16 protein-coding genes are annotated in these 16,524 nt (G+C 64.9%); 10 read left to right on the forward strand and 6 right to left on the reverse strand.

Translation table 11 applies throughout. The features are described 5' to 3' along the window. Positions 1-152: 152 nt before the first annotated feature. From mtgA to BraRD5C2_RS23695, 4 genes are all read left to right on the forward strand, one after another. A complete protein-coding gene (gene mtgA, locus BraRD5C2_RS23680; RefSeq protein WP_223972552.1) occupies positions 153-824 on the forward strand; it encodes a monofunctional biosynthetic peptidoglycan transglycosylase in 672 nt (223 codons plus the stop codon). Positions 825-981: 157 nt separating this feature from the next. Next, entirely contained in the window at positions 982-1,167 is a 186-nt protein-coding gene (gene rpmF, locus BraRD5C2_RS23685) for a 50S ribosomal protein L32 (RefSeq protein ID WP_021077536.1), read from the forward strand. Positions 1,168-1,366: 199 nt separating this feature from the next. Next, complete coding sequence (locus BraRD5C2_RS23690) at positions 1,367-1,999, forward strand: hypothetical protein (protein WP_223972009.1); 633 nt, start codon at positions 1,367-1,369, stop codon at positions 1,997-1,999. A gap of 19 nt (positions 2,000-2,018) precedes the next feature. Continuing rightward, the gene (locus BraRD5C2_RS23695) at positions 2,019-2,489 is read left to right on the forward strand and encodes a YybH family protein (RefSeq protein WP_223972012.1); all 471 of its coding nucleotides are present in this window, start codon (positions 2,019-2,021) and stop codon (positions 2,487-2,489) included. Between the two features lie 16 nt (positions 2,490-2,505). Here the strand turns inward: BraRD5C2_RS23695 and BraRD5C2_RS23700 are convergent, their stop codons facing one another. Continuing rightward, complete coding sequence (locus BraRD5C2_RS23700; RefSeq protein ID WP_374708038.1) at positions 2,506-2,763, reverse strand: hypothetical protein; 258 nt, start codon at positions 2,761-2,763, stop codon at positions 2,506-2,508. A 259-nt stretch (positions 2,764-3,022) separates the two neighbouring features. On the opposite strand from BraRD5C2_RS23700, the gene BraRD5C2_RS23705 reads away from it, so the two are divergent. Next, a complete protein-coding gene (locus BraRD5C2_RS23705) occupies positions 3,023-4,714 on the forward strand; it encodes a putative bifunctional diguanylate cyclase/phosphodiesterase (RefSeq protein WP_223972018.1) in 1,692 nt (563 codons plus the stop codon). 44 nt (positions 4,715-4,758) lie between these two features. Here BraRD5C2_RS23705 and BraRD5C2_RS23710 read toward each other — a convergent pair whose 3' ends face one another. Then, positions 4,759-6,213, reverse strand: a complete 1,455-nt coding sequence (locus BraRD5C2_RS23710; RefSeq protein WP_223972019.1) for an acetamidase/formamidase family protein — start codon at positions 6,211-6,213, stop codon at positions 4,759-4,761. Positions 6,214-6,607: 394 nt separating this feature from the next. Between BraRD5C2_RS23710 and BraRD5C2_RS23715 the strand changes: the two genes are divergently transcribed. Further along, positions 6,608-8,965: an acetamidase/formamidase family protein gene (locus tag BraRD5C2_RS23715; protein WP_223972022.1), complete on the forward strand. Its 2,358-nt coding sequence runs from the start codon at positions 6,608-6,610 to the stop codon at positions 8,963-8,965. A 90-nt stretch (positions 8,966-9,055) separates the two neighbouring features. Here the strand turns inward: BraRD5C2_RS23715 and phaR are convergent, their stop codons facing one another. Further along, positions 9,056-9,646 carry a polyhydroxyalkanoate synthesis repressor PhaR gene (gene phaR / locus BraRD5C2_RS23720; protein WP_223972025.1) on the reverse strand — a complete coding sequence of 197 codons (591 nt, stop codon included), beginning with the start codon at positions 9,644-9,646 and terminating at the stop codon, positions 9,056-9,058. A gap of 313 nt (positions 9,647-9,959) precedes the next feature. Here phaR and BraRD5C2_RS23725 point away from each other — a divergent pair, with 313 nt between their 5' ends. The 3 genes from BraRD5C2_RS23725 to yddG all read left to right on the forward strand — a co-directional run bounded on the left by BraRD5C2_RS23725 (position 9,960) and on the right by yddG (position 13,038). After that, positions 9,960-11,138: an acetyl-CoA C-acetyltransferase gene (locus tag BraRD5C2_RS23725; protein WP_223972027.1), complete on the forward strand. Its 1,179-nt coding sequence runs from the start codon at positions 9,960-9,962 to the stop codon at positions 11,136-11,138. Positions 11,139-11,306: 168 nt separating this feature from the next. Beyond that, entirely contained in the window at positions 11,307-12,032 is a 726-nt protein-coding gene (gene phbB, locus BraRD5C2_RS23730) for an acetoacetyl-CoA reductase (RefSeq protein WP_223972029.1), read from the forward strand. Between the two features lie 139 nt (positions 12,033-12,171). Further along, on the forward strand, positions 12,172-13,038 hold the full coding sequence (yddG, locus tag BraRD5C2_RS23735) for an aromatic amino acid exporter YddG (RefSeq protein WP_223972032.1): 867 nt from the start codon (positions 12,172-12,174) through the stop codon (positions 13,036-13,038). Between the two features lie 52 nt (positions 13,039-13,090). Here yddG and BraRD5C2_RS23740 read toward each other — a convergent pair whose 3' ends face one another. Then, complete coding sequence (locus BraRD5C2_RS23740; protein WP_223972034.1) at positions 13,091-13,522, reverse strand: cupin domain-containing protein; 432 nt, start codon at positions 13,520-13,522, stop codon at positions 13,091-13,093. Beyond that, on the reverse strand, positions 13,522-14,289 hold the full coding sequence (gene gloB, locus BraRD5C2_RS23745) for a hydroxyacylglutathione hydrolase (RefSeq protein WP_223972036.1): 768 nt from the start codon (positions 14,287-14,289) through the stop codon (positions 13,522-13,524). The genes BraRD5C2_RS23740 and gloB overlap by 1 nt, the downstream gene beginning before the upstream one ends. A 183-nt stretch (positions 14,290-14,472) precedes the next feature. Between gloB and BraRD5C2_RS23750 the strand changes: the two genes are divergently transcribed. Beyond that, entirely contained in the window at positions 14,473-15,222 is a 750-nt protein-coding gene (locus BraRD5C2_RS23750; RefSeq protein WP_223972039.1) for a class I SAM-dependent methyltransferase, read from the forward strand. Positions 15,223-15,269: 47 nt separating this feature from the next. Here BraRD5C2_RS23750 and BraRD5C2_RS23755 read toward each other — a convergent pair whose 3' ends face one another. Then, positions 15,270-16,052, reverse strand: a complete 783-nt coding sequence (locus tag BraRD5C2_RS23755) for a DUF4167 domain-containing protein (RefSeq protein ID WP_223972041.1) — start codon at positions 16,050-16,052, stop codon at positions 15,270-15,272. Positions 16,053-16,524 lie beyond the last annotated feature (472 nt).

The raw sequence follows: 16,524 nt of genomic DNA on the forward strand, positions 1-16,524 counted from the left end.
CGGCTTCGTCAATTCCCGCCCTGCGACGGATTGCGCCTTAAAAGTGCTGGAAAAACCGTGAATTATCCCATTGACGTCTGATGACGCCGGCCGTGTTCTGGCTGAAGGCTCCCAAATCCTCCCTGGAAAGGTCCTCCCCGGAAACCCCAGCTTTGCGCATTGTCCGGATTTTATTGCTGCTTTTGCTGGCCCTGCTGTTGCTGCCCTATCTGGTGACGCCGTTCTACCGCACCGGTCAGCCAGTTTCGGCCCTGATGGCGTGGCGGACCCTGCGAGGGGCCCCGGTCACGCGGCATTGGATCGATTTCGGCGCCATGTCGCCCTATTTGGCGCGGTCCGTGGTCGGCTCGGAGGACGCCCATTTCTGCAAGCACCGGGGCATCGATTGGGGGGCGCTGCGCGAGGTGATCGACGATGCCGGGGACGGCGAGGCGGCGCGCGGCGGCTCGACCATCACCCAGCAAGTGGCCAAGAACCTGTTCCTGTGGCCCGGCCGCAGCATGATCCGCAAGGGATTGGAACTGCCGCTGGCGCTCTGGATCGATTTCGTACTGCCCAAGCAGCGAATTCTGGAAATCTACCTCAACATCGCCGAAATGGGGCCATCCGGGCAGTTTGGCGCCGAGGCCGGTGCCCAATATGCCTTTGGCCGGCCGGCGGCAGAGCTGTCACCCCGGGAGGCGGCGCTTTTGGCGGCGATCCTGCCGAATCCGGTCAAAAGGAGCGCCCGGAACCCGGGGCCGGGGGTCCGCAGGCTGTCCGGCACCTACATGGTCCGGGCCAACTCGGTGACGCGCTGCTGGCGCGAAAATCGCGGCTCTTGAGCGCGATTTCGGGCGGATTTTGCTGTCTCCGGGCCTAGATTTACGCGGTCCCTTCCTCTATAAGCGCGGCCTTACCGGCATCGCAGCTTGCGCTTCGAAGCGCTGAGCCCGTCCGCATTTCGGACGATGCCTCCGCAACACCCTAGAGGACACCGTCATGGCCGTTCCCAGAAGAAAAACCTCGCCGTCGCGCCGTGGCATGCGCCGCTCGGCCGATGCGATCAAGACCCCGACCTATGTCGAGGACAAGGACTCCGGCGAGCTGCGCCGTCCGCACCACCTCGACCTGAAGACCGGCATGTACAAGGGCCGCCAGGTCCTGAAGGCCAAGAAAGAGTCCTGATCGGACCTTCGGCTGTCGCGCCGCTGGCGGGAGCATGATCCGGAAAAGTGCTTAGCGGTTTTCCGGAAATATCATCCTCCAATCAAGATCGCGCTGCGCCTGAATTCGGCCAACGAGTGCGGTCGACACGGACGCGTCGGCGGCGAGGCCAATGAGCATCGCCGCATTGCTGGTTCTCCCTGAATAAGGCGCAAGCCCGATGGTCGGTTTTCCGCTGTTGCTCGTTCCGCTCGCGGTCTACAACATCATCGCCTTCCTGATGCCCGGCGTGTCCTTCACGGACCCGCTGATCAGGCTGACATTGCTGTCGGGCGAGCAGTGGCAGATCACGCTCAGTGACATGCTGCTCGCCGCCGGCGTGCTGCTGCTGCTGCTCGAGGTCATCAAGGGCGCGCGCCCCGGCGCGAAGTATCTCACCGACCATCTGCTGTCGCTGATCGTGTTCGGCGCGGCGGCCGCCGAATTCGTGCTCTGGCCGAAATTCGGCAACTCGACCTATTGCCTGCTCACGCTGCTGGCGCTGGTCGATTTCATTTCCGGAATTGCGCTGCGCACCCGCCGCCGTGCGGTTGTCGCTGCACCGGCGCCTGCGCCGGTCGGCAAGTCGCAGCCCGCGGCGGTCGAGACGCCACGGGCCGCGCCTGCGGTGGAGCCTGCCCCGCCGCGACCCGAGCCTGCACCCGTCGTCACACCGGCGCCAGCCGCTCCCGTTCCGCCAGCGACTTCAGTTGCGGAATCCGTGCTGCTCGATCAGTCCGCGCCCAAGCCCACCGTCACCTCGCCGGATTTGCAGCCCGGCGGCCAGCCATCGCCAGGCACGCCGCAACGCTAGAGCGTTATCGAGGACGATCATGAGCGGAGAAACGGCCCTTCCGATCGCCGATTCGACGACCACCCGATCGATCTTCGACTGGCTCGAACGGTTCGCCGCCTGCGTCAGGGCGGTCGATTATGCGGCCGCCCATCCGTTCTGGCATTCGGACATCATCTCGTTCGGCACCTATCAGGAGCTGATCCACGGCCGCGAGCGCTGGACCGAGATGCAATGGGACAATGTCTGGCCCCGCACCGCGGATTTCGCCTTCGATCTCGCGCATACGGAGGTGCTGATCAGCGCCGACGGCGGCATGGCGACGGTGATCACGCCGTGGACGAGCACCGGCTTCCAGGCGGACGGCAGCCGCTTCGATCGGCCGGGGCGGGCGACGATCATTCTCGCGCGTCAGGCCGACGGGCGCTGGCTCGGCATCCATTCCCACATGTCGCTGCGCCGCGGCGTGCCGCAGGACAGCCACGGCAACCGGCCCGTCAAGGCCCGCTGATCCCCAAGATGATGGGCTAGATGATTTGCCTTGTCCGCCGCGCGACGCTGCGGCGTTCGTCGACATGCGGGCCGTAGGCGCTCTGCGCGTCGGCCAATGACCCACGCCGCAGCACGCAGGTTTGCGGCTCATGGGCGGCGGTGGCGATCAGATGGGCCACAAACGACGGATCGGCATGCACCAGCGGGATCTTGGGCGCCCAATGCGTGGTCGCGGCCAGCGGCACCAGAGCCGTGCCGGTCGCCTCGGGAGTATCGGTGAACTCGCCGTCCAAGATCTCTGATTGGACCTCTGATTGATCGATATCGAGCATCGCCTGCGACCCGTTGGAACGTCATAGTTTGGGACGTTGCGTCCCTCTGCAATACCCTCATGGCAAGGGTCATGCCCGCCATCCCCAGTTCGTTCCGCGGCAGTCGAAAACGTGGTTTCCAGATTATTTATCAAGTTCTCCTAGCGTTGGATTCGCCGGAACCACTATCTTGAGAGTGTAATAGAATCACCGGGTGCCGTCCCAAATCGAGACATGTTCGATGCTCCCTGTCCCGCCAGCTGCCAGCATCCTCGCCTCGCTCGGCCAAGCGACTTTCGCCTGGGACCTGGCGAGCGATGCGATTGCCTGGAGCGACAATGTGGCGACGGTGTTCCCGGACATCCCCGTCACAGCGCTGGCCAGCGGCACCGAACTCGCAAAGCTGATCGAGCCCATGCGCTCGGTTCGATCAGATGCACTCGGCCAGACCGGATCGGTGCGGGGCGGCGAGGGCGTGCCCTACCGGATCGAATATGGCGTGCGGGCCGTCACCTCGGCGCCGGTGATCTGGATCGAGGAGACCGGCTGCTGGTTTGCCGGCGCCGACGGCAGGCCGGCGCGCGTGCAGGGCGTCGTCCGCGTCAACAATGAGCGGCATGCCCGCGACGAGCAACTCGTGAAGCTGTCGCGGCACGACCCGCTGACCAACGAGCTCAACCGCACCCATCTGATCGCCTCGCTCGCCGAGACCATCGAGGAGTGCGCGCGCTTCCGTACCTCATGCGCCTTCATGCTGATCGGCATCGATCATCTGGCGCGGGTCAACGATGCCTTCGGCTTCGATGTCGCGGACGCCGTCATCGCCGAGGTGGCGAAACGGATTCGGGCCCGGCTGCGCAGCGGCGACATGCTCGGCCGCTTCTCCGGCAACAAGTTCGGCCTGATCCTGCGCAACTGCACCGTCGACGACACCAACGTCGCCGCCGAGCGCTTCCTCGCCGCGGTGCGCGACGAGGTGGTGCCGACCAGGTCCGGCCCGGTGTCGGTAACGGTCTCGATCGGCGCCGTCACCATCCCGCGCCATGCGAAGTCGTCGGAGGAGGCGGTCAATCGTGCCCAGGAGACGCTGGATGCCGCCAAGAGCCGTCGCGCCGGATCGTTTGCGCTGTGGAAGCCGAATGTCGAGCGCGACGCCCAGCGCCGCGTCAACATCCGTGTCACCGACGAGATCGTCACCGCGCTGAACGAGCGCCGCATCGTGATCGGTTTCGAGCCGGTGGTCGATGCGCGCTCGCGGCAGCCTTCGTTCTACGAGTGCCTGGTCCGCATGGAGCAGGATGACGGCCGCGCGCTGCTTGCGCCCGACATCGTGCCGGTTGCCGAGCGGCTCGGCCTGATCCGGATGGTCGATCATCGCGTGCTCGAGCTTGCGATCGCCGAGCTCGCTGCCGCGCCGAGCGTGCAGCTCAGCCTCAACATCTCGCCGGACACCACGATGGATCCGGACTGGTGGGCCACCATCGAATCGCTGATGCGTGCGCATCCCGGCGTCGGCGAACGGCTGATCGTCGAGATCACCGAGACGGTTGCGATCCAGGATATCGACGACGTCCGCGGCTTCGTCACGCGGCTGAAGAATTTCGGCAGCCGGATCGCGATCGACGATTTCGGCGCCGGCTACACCTCGTTCCGCAATCTGCGCAAGCTCGGCGTCGATATTGTCAAAATCGACGGCGCCTTCGTGCAGAACATCGTGCGTTCGGCGGACGACCGCGCCTTCGTGCAGACGCTGATCGATCTTGCGCGCCGCCTTGAAATCAAGACCGTCGCCGAATGGGTGCAGGACGAGGAAGCCGCCGTGATGCTGTGCGAATGGGGCTGCGACTTCATCCAGGGCCGCCTGATCGGCCTCGCCTCGCCGGACCGGCCGTGGAACGCGCTGGCGGAGAAGGTCGTGCCGGCTGCGGGGTGAAGCGCGATGATCGGCTGATCACCGCGCTCCAGAATTTCACTTCGTCAGCTGTCGCCGCCGGCGAAGATGTCCTTGCGGATCACCGCATGGACGCCCCAATTGCCGTCGACCACCTGGGTGACGCCGAAATCGACGCCGAGCGAGATCAGCGAGATCGCTTCGTCCTCGGTCAGCTTCTTCGTCGTCATCAGGAACTTGCGCATCTTGCGGAACGCATCGCGCAGAGCGAGGTCGACCGAGGACTTCTTGTAGATCTCGGTCTGCGCACTGGTGCCGAGCTCGCTGAGATAATTGGCGAAGCTGAAGCCGTGCACCAGCCATTCGTCCTGGGTCTCCAGCATCGGATAGTCGAGCGCTTCCAGCGCGGTGCCGCCGAGATCCGCCTTCTTGTGCAGGATGATCTGGAAGGTGCCGTTGAGCGAGCATTCGATCGCCGTGCCGCACAGTTCGGAATCGCCCTGCGAGGCGTGGGAATCGCCGATCGACAGCAGCCCGCCCTCGACCGCGACCGGATAATACATCGTGGCGCCCTTGCCGATCCGCCAATTGTCGATGTTGCCGCCGGTGTAGCTCGGCGGGATCGAATCGACGAACTCGGCCTCCTTGGGCGCGAGCCCGATCACGCCGAAATGCGGACGCACCGGGATGCGCACGTTCTTCAGGATGCCGTGGTTCTCCTTGACCGTCGAATGATCGACCGGCACGCCGGGATAATCGATGGTCTTGTGCACCACGCCGGACGGATCGGTCTGCGGCGTCCAGGTGAAGTTGTAGACGGCGCGCGCCCAGTTGCGTTCGCCTGTGGCATCGACCTCGTAGATGGTGACGACCTCGCGCGGCTTCGGCTCGGTGAGCAGATCCTTGTAGTGGAAGCCCCACGACGCCGCAGCGTTGCTGCCGAACGCCTTGCCGGAATATTTCGGGTTGGCACAGGGCCGCGGCGCCACGTCGATGATGCGCAGCTCGAGCACGTCGCCTTCCTCGGCGCCGCGCACGAACACCGGCCCGGTGCAGATGTGCACGCCGAGGCCTTCGCCCGCACCGCGTCCGAACAGCGAAGCATCCATCGGGCCGGCGCCGCGCCGGTTCACGCCCTTCTTCTCCTTGGTCCAGAGATACACGCTCTCGACGCCGGGATCGCCCTTCACCATGCGCTCGGCATCGTCATTGGCGTGGTGCGTCAGCGCCTCGATCGTGATGAAGTCGCCGGAATTGATCTCGACCCGTGGCTTCAGCGTCTTGCTGAAATAGCCCCAATGCACGGTGTCGGCATTCGCCGGCAAATGGTGATAGGCGCGCTGCGCCGGCTGATGCTTCTCGGCCGCGGCCGCCATCTTCGGCGTCACCAGCGAGATGCCGCCCGCGGTCATCGCCGCGGCGCCGCCCGCCGCCGCGAAGCTCGAGCGCAGGAACGAGCGGCGTTCCCGGTCGAGCGTCTCCTTGAACTGGCGATGATGCAATTCAAAGTCCGGGCAGTTCTTGTCGTCACCTGCGCACATCCTGAGCTCTCCCTCTGCTTTCCCTTGGATCGAAGTGCGGGTGAGAGTGCATGGAGCCGCGCTGCTCCGACATGACCGGGCGCGCCCAATAATTTGTAGCCGCGCTTGTGCTCCTCGCAACGCGAAAGCATGTGCAAAGGCGTGCAGAGCGTCCGCTGCGGCGGCCTTCGCATCGCGGCATGGCCGCTACGGTCAAGAATTTGGGCGCATTCGATCAAGTTGCACTGCGTTCGCGGGAGACCGCGTGCCGCGCGAGAGCGGCTGCGCCCGTGCATTGCACGCAGGCTGGGCAATCCGTGCCGCTGCAACATGCTTGCCGCCTCCCTGCAATCGGTGCACGCTGCCTTCACGGCTCTGTGACTTGAAGGTTGCGGAGCGTCGGCCTGGAGGGGTGATGGTCGCGACGACCTATCGGGTTTCGGTCGATGCGATCCCGCGGCAAAACCGGCGGGAGGCTTGGCGCGAGGCGCTGGCCGGATTGCAGCTCGATTGCGAATTGCCGGAGGCCGGCCAGTTCCAGTTCGGCGAGTTGACCGCGAAGCACTCGACGAGCGGCGGGCAGCTTGCGCTGCTGCGTTCCACCGAGCAGCAGATCATCTGCAATGGTCATGCGGCATCGCCTGCACTTCCGGCGCGGGTCGCCATCATCTTCCACGCTTACGGCCGCGGCAGCATTTCGTCCGGCCAACGCAGTTGCGAGTTCGCCGACAACGACATTGCGGTGTGCGATCTGCAATCGCCGTGGCGCATGACCTTGCGCGAGGATTTCGAGATCGTGCTGCTCGAACTGCCACGCGAGCGGTTGCTCGGCCGGCTCGGCCATAATCGCCTGCGTTTGCCGGCCGTGCTCGGCGCGACGATTGCCGCCGCGTCCGCCCGTCCGGTGATGCGGACCTTGGGCGGCAATTTCGCGATCCTGGACAAGGCCGATCTCGCCACCGCCGAGGTCGCGATCACCGAGCTCGTCGCCGGTGCGCTGCTCGGCGAGACCCGGCTCGACGCCGAGACGATGACGCAAGTCCAGGCCGGCCACTTAAGGCGGGTCGATGCCGCGATCGAAGCCCAACTCGGCAATGCAAGTCTCACCATCGCCGACATCGCGCGCCAGGAAGGGCTTTCGCAACGCTATCTGCAACGGCTGTTCGAGCGGCAGAGCACGACATTCTCGGCCTATGTGCGCGAGCGACGGCTGGAACGCTGCTGCAACGATCTGATCGATCCGAACTATGCCGACCAGCGCATCGCCGAGATCAGCTACCGCTGGGGCTTCACCGATCAAGCGCATTTCAGCCGCATGTTCAGCGCGGCCTATGGCACCTCGCCGCGCGACTTCCGCAAGGCCGTGCCGCGCGATGTGGAAAGCGAGCGGACCCGCGGCCGGCCGCGGCTGGCGCGCGGCACCGCAACGCTGCTCCGGCTCGCGCCGAGCCCAGCGGCGCGCGAGGTCATCTCGCAGCATGAGCCAGCCTTGCCGGTTGACCCGCCCATGACGACGCCGGAAGGGCGGGGCGCGTCGCATCACCATCTCAAGGTGTCCCGCGAGACCGCCCATTGGGGCTATCTCAGCCGCGCCATTCCGCCGGTCATGAGCGTGCAGTCGGGCGCGCTGGTGACGATCGAGACGCTGACCCAGCACGCCTTCGATGACTACGAGCGCATGATCAAGGGCGATCCGGGCGCGGAGAGCGTGTTTCACTGGACCGCCGAGGGCAAGTCGGTCGAACGGCGGGGCGCGGGCCCGATGGACGGTTCGATCTTCGGCCGTGGCGCCGGCGAAGGGTTCGGCGTGCATATCTGCACCGGCCCGATCCATGTCTGCGGCGCGGAGCCGGGCGATGTGCTCGAGGTGCAGATCCTCGATATCTGGCCACGGGCCTCGGCCAATCCGGCCTTCGCCGGCAAGTCGTTCGGCAGCAATGCCGCGGCCTGGTGGGGCTTTCAGTACAACGATCTGATCGAGTCGCCGGCCAAGCGCGAGACCATCACGATCTTCGAGACGGATGCGCGCGCGGAATGGGCCGAGGCGGTCTATTCCTATCGCTGGACGCCGCAGACCGATCCGTTCGGCGTGCGCCACGAGACGATGGATTATCCGGGCGTGCCGGTCGATCACGCCACCGTCGAGAAGCAACCCGGTGTGCTCGCCGGCGTGCGGATTCCGGCGCGATTGCATTTCGGTTTCATGGCGGTGGCGCCGCGCGAATCCGACATCATCGATTCGATTCCGCCGGGTTATTTCGGCGGCAATGTCGACAATTGGCGCGCCACCAAGGGCACCACGCTCTATCTGCCGGTCGCAGTGCCCGGCGCATTGTTCTCGATCGGCGATCCGCATTTCGCGCAAGGCGACGGCGAGGTCAACGGCACCGCGCTCGAACTATCGCTCACCGGCCAGTTTCGCTTCATCGTACACAAGAGCGGCGAGGAAGCCAAGCCCCATGTCGAGGGGCTTGCGCATCCGCTCTTGGAAACGCCGGAGGCGTGGATCCTGCACGGCTTCAGTTACGGCAATTATCTCCGCGAGCTCGGCCGCAACGCGCAGTCGGAGATCTACCAGCGCTCGTCGGTCGATCTCGCGCTGCGCAATGCGTTCCGGGCGACGCGCAAATTCCTGATGGAGTGTTATCGCCTCAGCGAGGACGAGGCATTGGCGCTGATCTCGCTCGGCGTCGATTTCGGCGTCACGCAGGTTGCCGACGGCAATTGGGGCGTACACGCGATCGTCCGCAAGAGCATGTTCGGCGGCACCTGACGCCGGCCAAAGGTGCCGCCGTCAGCATTCTCGAAGTGATGGCGGTCCGGCCGATCGGCCAGAAGACCTGCAAGAAGACCTCGACGAGACCTACTCGTCCTTCTTCGCCGGCTGCGACATGCGCTCGAGGCGTTCCTGCATGTCCTTCATCTGGCGGCGAAGGTCGTCGATGTTGCCGTCGTCGGCCGCGGGCTCCGGCACCTTCTCGGCCTCAGTGCCGCCGCGCTGCGGTACGAACGGCTTGAACATCGAGAAGGTCTGCTGGAACAGCTCCATGTTGCGGCGGACCTGTTCTTCCAGGGGCGCAAACGGCGTCCCGCTCAGGGCGCCCGCGATCTGCTTGCGGAATTTCTCCTGTTCCCGGGTCAGCGTATCGATCGACTGCTCGAGATATTTCGGCACCACCATCTGCATGCTGTCGCCATAGAAGCGGATCAGCTGGCGCAGGAAGGTGGTCGGCAGCAGGTTCTGCCCGGCCTTGTTTTCCTGCTCGAAGATGATTTGCGCGAGCACGGAGCGGGTGATGTCGTCGCCGGTCTTGGCGTCATAGACGAGGAAATCCTCGCCTTCCTTCACCATCGCCGCGAGATCCTCGAGCGTCACATAGGTGCTCGTACCGGTATTATAGAGCCGCCGGTTCGCGTATTTCTTGATCGTGGTCGGTTGTTCAGATTTTGCCATGGGCTCACACTTCAACACCGAAGGACCTGGAACCCGGCAGCATCGCCGCTGGGCTAAATGCAACGCATCGCAGCAAAGGTAAGCATTTTCAAAGCGCTTCGGCTACCGTTTTGTGCTTTGCGGTTAATTCCAAAGCATAGGATTTGCTCAGGAATGTGCCAAGAGCGCCATTTTGAGTGCGTCGCGGCGTGTTTTGCGCGACAGTTCGATTGACATGTCTCGACGAGGTTTACAGGATGGCCGTCAAGAGACAGGCCCGCCAAACCGGCCGCCCGCCGTCGAGAAACCCAGCTACAACCCATAGGAGATGTCCATGTCAGACGATGTCGTCATCGTCAGCGCCGCCCGCACCCCCGTCGGCAGCTTCAACGGCGCGTTTGCCACCACACCGGCCCACGACCTCGGCGCGATCGCCATCAAGGCGGCGCTGGAGCGTGCCGGCGTCGAGGGTGGTCAGGTCTCCGAAGTCATCATGGGCCAGATCCTCACTGCGGCGCAGGGCCAGAACCCAGCTCGCCAGGCCTCGATCGCGGCCGGCATTCCGGTGGAAAGCCCGGCCTGGGGCGTCAACCAGCTCTGCGGCTCGGGCCTGCGCACGGTGGCGCTCGGCTACCAGGCGCTGCTCAACGGCGATTCCTCGATCGTGGTCGCGGGCGGCCAGGAATCGATGAGCATGGCCCCGCATGCGCAATATCTGCGCGGCGGCGTCAAGATGGGCGGCCTCGAGCTGATCGACACCATGATCAAGGACGGCCTGTGGGATGCCTTCAACGGCTACCACATGGGCAACACCGCCGAGAACGTCGCCAAGCAGTACCAGATCACCCGCTCGCAGCAGGACGAGTTCGCGGTCGGTTCGCAGAACAAGGCCGAGGCGGCGCAGAAGGCCGGCAGGTTCAAGGACGAGATCGTCCCGGTCACCATCAAATCCCGCAAGGGCGATATCGTGGTCGACGCCGACGAGTATCCTCGTCATGGCGCCACGATCGATGCGATGGCCAAGCTCCGCGCCGCGTTCGAGAAGGACGGCACCGTGACCGCCGGCAACGCCTCGGGCATCAATGACGGCGCCGCCGCCGTCGTGCTGATGACCGCCAAGGAAGCCGCCAAGCAGGGCAAGAAGGTGCTCGCCCGCATCGTGTCGTGGGGCCAGGCTGGCGTCGACCCCAAGATCATGGGCACCGGTCCGATCCCCGCCTCGCGCGCCGCGCTGAAGAGGGCCGGCTGGAACATCGCCGATCTCGACCTGATCGAGGCCAACGAGGCGTTCGCCGCGCAGGCCTGTGCCGTCAACAAGGACCTCGGCTGGGATCCGGCCAAGGTCAACGTCAACGGCGGCGCGATTGCGATCGGCCATCCGGTCGGCGCGTCGGGCGCCCGCGTCCTTGTGACGCTGCTGCACGAGATGCAGAAGCGCGATGCCAAGAAGGGCCTCGCGACGCTGTGCATCGGCGGCGGCATGGGCATCGCTATGTGCGTTGCACGCGACTGAACAAGAGGCAGCGAGGTCGGTTAGGTGATGAAAAGATCATCTGTCAACCACGGCGCGAACTGATAGAAAAGATGCCCGGCTTTGCGCCGGGCATTTTTGTTTTGAGGTGTTGTGAGTGCGAGGACCGGAGTGATCCGGTTATAAAAGACGGCCAAGGAGGAGACGGATATGGCACGTGTTGCATTGGTGACGGGCGGAACGCGGGGCATTGGAGCTGCGATCAGCAAGGCGCTGAAAGCGGCGGGCTACAAGGTGGCGGCAAGCTACGCCGGCAATGACGCCGCGGCGGAGAAGTTCAAGGCGGAGAGCGGCATCCCGGTCTACAAGTGGGACGTCGCGTCGTTCGACGCCTGCGCGGCCGGCGTGAAGCAGGTCGAGGCCGATCTCGGCCCGGTCGACGTGCTCGTCAACAATGCCGGTATCACCAAGGACACCGCATTCCACAAGATGACGCTGGAGCAGTGGACTGCCGTGATCAACACCAATCTCGGCTCGCTGTTCAACATGACGCGCCCGGTAATCGAGGGCATGCGCGCCCGCAAGTTCGGCCGCGTCATCTCGATCTCCTCGATCAACGGCCAGAAGGGCCAGTTCGGCCAGGTCAACTACTCGGCGGCGAAGGCCGGCGACATCGGCTTCACCAAGGCGCTCGCGCTGGAGAACGCCAAGGGCGGCATCACCGTCAACGTGATCTGCCCGGGCTACATCAACACCGAAATGGTGCAGGCGGTGCCGAAGGACGTGCTCGAGAAGAACGTGATTCCGCAGATTCCGGTCAACCGGCTCGGCGAGCCCGAGGAGATCGCGCGGGCCGTGGTCTTCCTAGCCGCCGACGACGCCGGCTTCATCACCGGCTCGACGCTGACCATCAACGGCGGCCAGTATCACGCCTGACGCGAGAAGCGTCGTCGCGTCGCAGGCGCTCGATCAACGAAGTCGTGATGCCCGGCCTTGTGCCGGGCATTTTCGTCGTTACAACCGCGAGGCGCGAAGCCAAGACGTGGCCGGCCCGGCCGCGACGGATTGAATTCAGATGACGACCCGAACTGCCACCCTTGTCGGATTGACCGCCATCCTGATGTGGTCGCTGCTGTCGGTCATGACGGTCGCGACCGGGGCGATCCCGGCGTTTCAGCTCGCCGCGATGACGTTTGCGATCGGCGCCGCGGTTGCGTTCGCAAGCTTCCTGTTCCGCCCCGCGGCGTTCGGCGCATTGAAGCAGTCGCCGGTTGCCTGGCTCGTCGGCGTCGGTGGCCTGTTCGGTTATCACGCGCTGTATTTCCTGGCCCTGCGCTTCGCGCCGCCGGCCGAAGCCGGCCTGCTCAACTATCTCTGGCCGCTGTTGATCGTGCTGTTCTCGTCGCTGTTGCCGGGCGAGCGGCTGGCGATCCATCACATCATCGGCGCGCTGCTTGGCCTTGCCGGCACCGTGTTATTGTTCGCCGGCAACACCGGCGCCTTCACAAGAGCGCAGATTCCAGGCTTCGCGGCGGCCTTCGTCGCGGCGTTCGTCTGGGCCGCCTATTCGGTGATGTCGCGCCGGCTCAAGGCGGTGCCGACAGATGCGGTGGCGGGCTTCTGCCTGGCCACCGCCGTGCTTGCCGCGCTGGTGCACATGCTGGTCGAAACCACGGTGTGGCCCGCGACACCGCTGCAATGGCTCGCGGTGATCGCGCTCGGCATCGGCCCGGTGGGCGCTGCGTTCTTTGCCTGGGACATCGGCATGAAGCGCGGCGACATCCGCGTGCTCGGCGCCGCATCCTACGCCACGCCGCTGCTCTCGACCGCGTTCCTGATCGCCGCGGGTTTTGCCAAGCCCAGCGCCAACATCGCCATCGCCGCGATCCTGATCGCCGGCGGTGGGCTGATCGCGGCGAAGGATATGGTGTTGAAGCGATGACATCCTATCCGTCGTCATTCCGGGCGCGCTACGCGCGCCCTGGAATGACAAATTAGGCCGGCTCCCAGCCCTTCGGCGCCAGCTCGAACTTCGCGAACTCGAAGCCCGGCGCGACGGTGCAGCCGACCAGCGTCCAGTCGCCGCTGCTTTCAGCAGCCTGCCAGGCGGCCGCCGGCACGATCGCCTGGGGCTGCTCGCCATGCGCGACGTCAGGTCCGAGCGTGATGGTATGCTGCGGCGCGCCGTCCTGCGCAATCTTCAGCGTCAGCGGCGCGCCGGCGTAATAGTGCCACATCTCCACCGCGTCGATGCGGTGCCAGTGCGAGCGCTCGCCGCGCGCGAGCAGGAAATAGATCGCGGTCGAATGCGCGCGTCCACCGGCGTCGCAGCGTTGGTCGCGAAATGTTTCGCGATAGTGCCCGCCTTCGGGATGCGGCTTTAGCTCAAGCCGCGCGATGATGTCGGCAGCCGAGAGGCCGGCCATCACGACTTGTTCTTGCGCTCGCGGAGCTCGCCGAACACCAGTGCCGGATCGGCGCCCTTCATGTGCAGCTTGGCCGCGACAACAGGCTCGTCGGCGCGCAGGAACACGTTGGCCTTCTTCTCGTCGCCCAGCAGCACGGGGATCGTCGGCTTGTTCTCGGCGCGCAGTTTCGTGACTTCCTCGGCGCGCGCCTGCAGCGCCGGATTGTCGGGCTCGATGGTGAGCGCGAACTTCACGTTCGATGCGGTGTATTCATGGCCGCAATACAGACGGAAATCGTCCGGCAGCGAACGCAGCTTCAGCAGCGAATCCCACATCATGGGATAGGTGCCTTCGAACACCCGGCCGCATCCGATCGAGAACAGCGTGTCGGCGGCGAACACCGCCTTCTCGCCGTCGAACACATAGGAGATGTGGTCGAGCGTATGGCCGGGAGTTTCAACCACACGGGCCAAGAGGCTGCCGACCTTGATGACGTCGGCATTGGCGGCGCGCAGATCGACATTGGCGATCTTGGCCGACTGGTCGTGCGGCGCGACGACGCGGCAGCCGTATTTCTGCTTCAGCTCGGCGACGCCGCCGACATGGTCGCCATGGTGATGGGTGATCAGGATGTCGGTCAGTGTCCAGCCTTCGCGCTCCAGCGCCTTGATGATCGGGCCGGCTTCCGGCGCGTCGATCGATGCCGTCGCCTTGGTGGCCGGATCGTGGATCAGGTATCCGAAATTGTCGGTGAGGCAGCTGAAGGTGCGAATTTCGGCGGTCATGATATCTCCACGAACAAACGGGACGGACACGTCAGAGCATGATCTTTTCGAACAACCGGTGTCGCCGCTTCCGGATCATGCTCTTACCGCGCCCAATATAGGGGTGAAATATGGCGTTAACGCTCCGGCGGCAACGCAAATTTCGGCGCTCCCCGGCTGCAAGGGGCATGTTAGGCTGGGACCATGGACGTCATCGACCTCCGCGACTTCTATTCGCAGCGCCTCGGCATCGTGGCGCGGCAGCTGATCAACCGCGGCATCCGTGCGCGGTGGCCGAACGCGGAAGGCCAGCGCGTGCTCGGGCTCGGCTATCCGACACCCTATCTCGGTCTGTTCCGTGATACCTCCGAGCGCTGCATCGCCTTCATGCCGGCGGCCCAGGGCGTGCTGAAATGGCCGACCGGCCGGCCGGCGCTGGCGACCCTGATCGACGAATTCTCGATGCCGCTGCCGGATGCCGCGGTCGACCGCGTGCTGCTGGTGCATGCGTTGGAGATGTCTGACGATCCGGAGCGGCTGCTGCGCGAGGTATGGCGGGTGCTGTCGCCGTCGGGGCGGCTGATCGCGATCATCCCGAACAGGCGCGGCGTCTGGACACGCACCGATGCCACGCCGTTCGGCCACGGCCGTCCCTATTCGCGGGCGCAGATCACCCAGCTGTTGCGGCAGACCTGGTTCACGCCGGCGTCATGGGGCGAAGCGCTGTTCATGCCGCCGGTGCAGGGCAGCTGGTTCTTGCGCTCGGCGATGGCGTGGGAGCGTCTCGGCGCAGCGCTGTCGATGCCGTTCGCCGGCGTGCATATCGTGGAAGCGAGCAAGCAGGTCTATCGCGCGATCCCGGCGCGCCGCGAACGCACGCAGCTGATCCCGTCATTGCGCCCGGTGCTGGTGCCGTCCTCGACGGCGACGCGCAAATCCAGTCACGCGGAATGATGAAGACGCACCCTCCCCTGGAGAGGGAGGGTGGCCGCACAGTTGCGTTACTCGTTGCCCGGATTGAAGTCGTCGCTCGGCGCCGGCTGCGCCGCGATGTCCGAGCGCGGGCCGTGCGGACGGCGGCGGCGGCGCGGAAAGCGCTCGCTGCGTTCGCCGCGTTCTGCGCCGCCATTGTTGGCTTCATAGGTGCCGCCGTTGACCTGCGGCTGCGCGCCGCCGGTGATGAACGAGGGCAGGCGATCGACCCCGCCGGCATCGGCCAGCACCGGCTGCGGCTGGATTTGCGGTTGCGGCTGATACTGCGGCTGCGGACGATGCTCGCGTTCGCGGTGCTCACGCGGCTGCTGCTCGCGCGGCTGCTGGTCACGCTCGCGATGCTCGCGCGGTTGCTGCTGGTAGGGCTGCTGGCCGTTGTCGCGCACGAAGGGCTGTTGCTGCTGCGGCACGAAGCCCGGCTCCTGGCCGAAGCTCGAATAGCCGTCGCTGTCGTCGTCGCCGTCTTCGGTCTGCGTCACCTCGGCGTCGGGGCGCGGCTGCTGCTGATTCTGCCGGAACTGCTCCTGCGCGGTCGCGATGATCCGGTAGTAGTGCTCGGCGTGCTGGTAGTAGTTTTCGGCTGCCACTGGATCGCCGGAGGAGCGTGCATCCCGCGCAAGCTGGACGTATTTCTCGGCCACGTGGGAGGCCGTGCCGCGGATCTTGATGTCGGGTCCGTTTGATTCGTACACCCGTGTCAGGGGATTCTGGCCGCGCCGGTTATTATTATTGTTGTTGTTATTGTTGTTGTTCCGGTTGCGCATCCGCTTGTTGTTCTGACCGTTTCTCATCTGTCGCCTTTTATTCCAGCCCTGAAGTTATTGCAGTCCGGTGTTGAAGCTATTGCAGTCCAGCGTTCGATTCGGCGCGCGCCAAGGCACACGGAATCGCACTGCCGTTCGAAGTGGTTTCGATGTTGCCGACCATCACGTTCAGCAAAGTCGCGTTCAGCAAAGACGCGTTCCCCAACCGCCGCCGGCCAAACGCGCCAGCGACCAAATCATTCCGCCCGTTGAGACAGGCCCAGCTCTCGTGCGTAAGTCTTCAAGCGCAATAACAGGCTTTCGTTCGCTTGGCGGTCGAGAGCGGCACAGCTTCGGCTATTGCGCTCAATGAGACCTGCGTTCCTGGAACCTTTCGATCGGCGGGCTCTGCTGAGCCCTGGTCATCACCCGTAACGGTTACGGGGCCAGCACCGATGTTGTGGCCGGAACGTAGTCGTTCCCGGGGGATATTCCAAGAGGTTTTTTTTCGTTCCAATAG

Origin of the sequence: Bradyrhizobium sp. RD5-C2, assembly GCF_019972155.1 — a bacterium.
In the GTDB taxonomy this organism is placed as follows: Bacteria; Pseudomonadota; Alphaproteobacteria; order Rhizobiales; family Xanthobacteraceae; genus Bradyrhizobium.

Bases quoted from the DNA above. Each gene is read 5' to 3' on its own strand.
- rpmF (WP_021077536.1), top strand. From the start codon at position 982: ATGGCCGTTCCCAGAAGAAAAACCTCGCCGTCGCGCCGTGGCATGCGC.
- BraRD5C2_RS23690 (WP_223972009.1), top strand. From the start codon at position 1,367: ATGGTCGGTTTTCCGCTGTTGCTCGTTCCGCTCGCGGTCTACAACATC.
- BraRD5C2_RS23695 (WP_223972012.1), top strand. From the start codon at position 2,019: ATGAGCGGAGAAACGGCCCTTCCGATCGCCGATTCGACGACCACCCGA.
- BraRD5C2_RS23705 (WP_223972018.1), top strand. From the start codon at position 3,023: ATGCTCCCTGTCCCGCCAGCTGCCAGCATCCTCGCCTCGCTCGGCCAA.
- BraRD5C2_RS23710 (WP_223972019.1), bottom strand. From the start codon at position 6,213: ATGTGCGCAGGTGACGACAAGAACTGCCCGGACTTTGAATTGCATCAT.
- BraRD5C2_RS23715 (WP_223972022.1), top strand. From the start codon at position 6,608: ATGGTCGCGACGACCTATCGGGTTTCGGTCGATGCGATCCCGCGGCAA.
- phaR (WP_223972025.1), bottom strand. From the start codon at position 9,646: ATGGCAAAATCTGAACAACCGACCACGATCAAGAAATACGCGAACCGG.
- BraRD5C2_RS23725 (WP_223972027.1), top strand. From the start codon at position 9,960: ATGTCAGACGATGTCGTCATCGTCAGCGCCGCCCGCACCCCCGTCGGC.
- phbB (WP_223972029.1), top strand. From the start codon at position 11,307: ATGGCACGTGTTGCATTGGTGACGGGCGGAACGCGGGGCATTGGAGCT.
- yddG (WP_223972032.1), top strand. From the start codon at position 12,172: ATGACGACCCGAACTGCCACCCTTGTCGGATTGACCGCCATCCTGATG.
- BraRD5C2_RS23740 (WP_223972034.1), bottom strand. From the start codon at position 13,522: ATGGCCGGCCTCTCGGCTGCCGACATCATCGCGCGGCTTGAGCTAAAG.
- gloB (WP_223972036.1), bottom strand. From the start codon at position 14,289: ATGACCGCCGAAATTCGCACCTTCAGCTGCCTCACCGACAATTTCGGA.
- BraRD5C2_RS23750 (WP_223972039.1), top strand. From the start codon at position 14,473: ATGGACGTCATCGACCTCCGCGACTTCTATTCGCAGCGCCTCGGCATC.
- BraRD5C2_RS23755 (WP_223972041.1), bottom strand. From the start codon at position 16,052: ATGAGAAACGGTCAGAACAACAAGCGGATGCGCAACCGGAACAACAAC.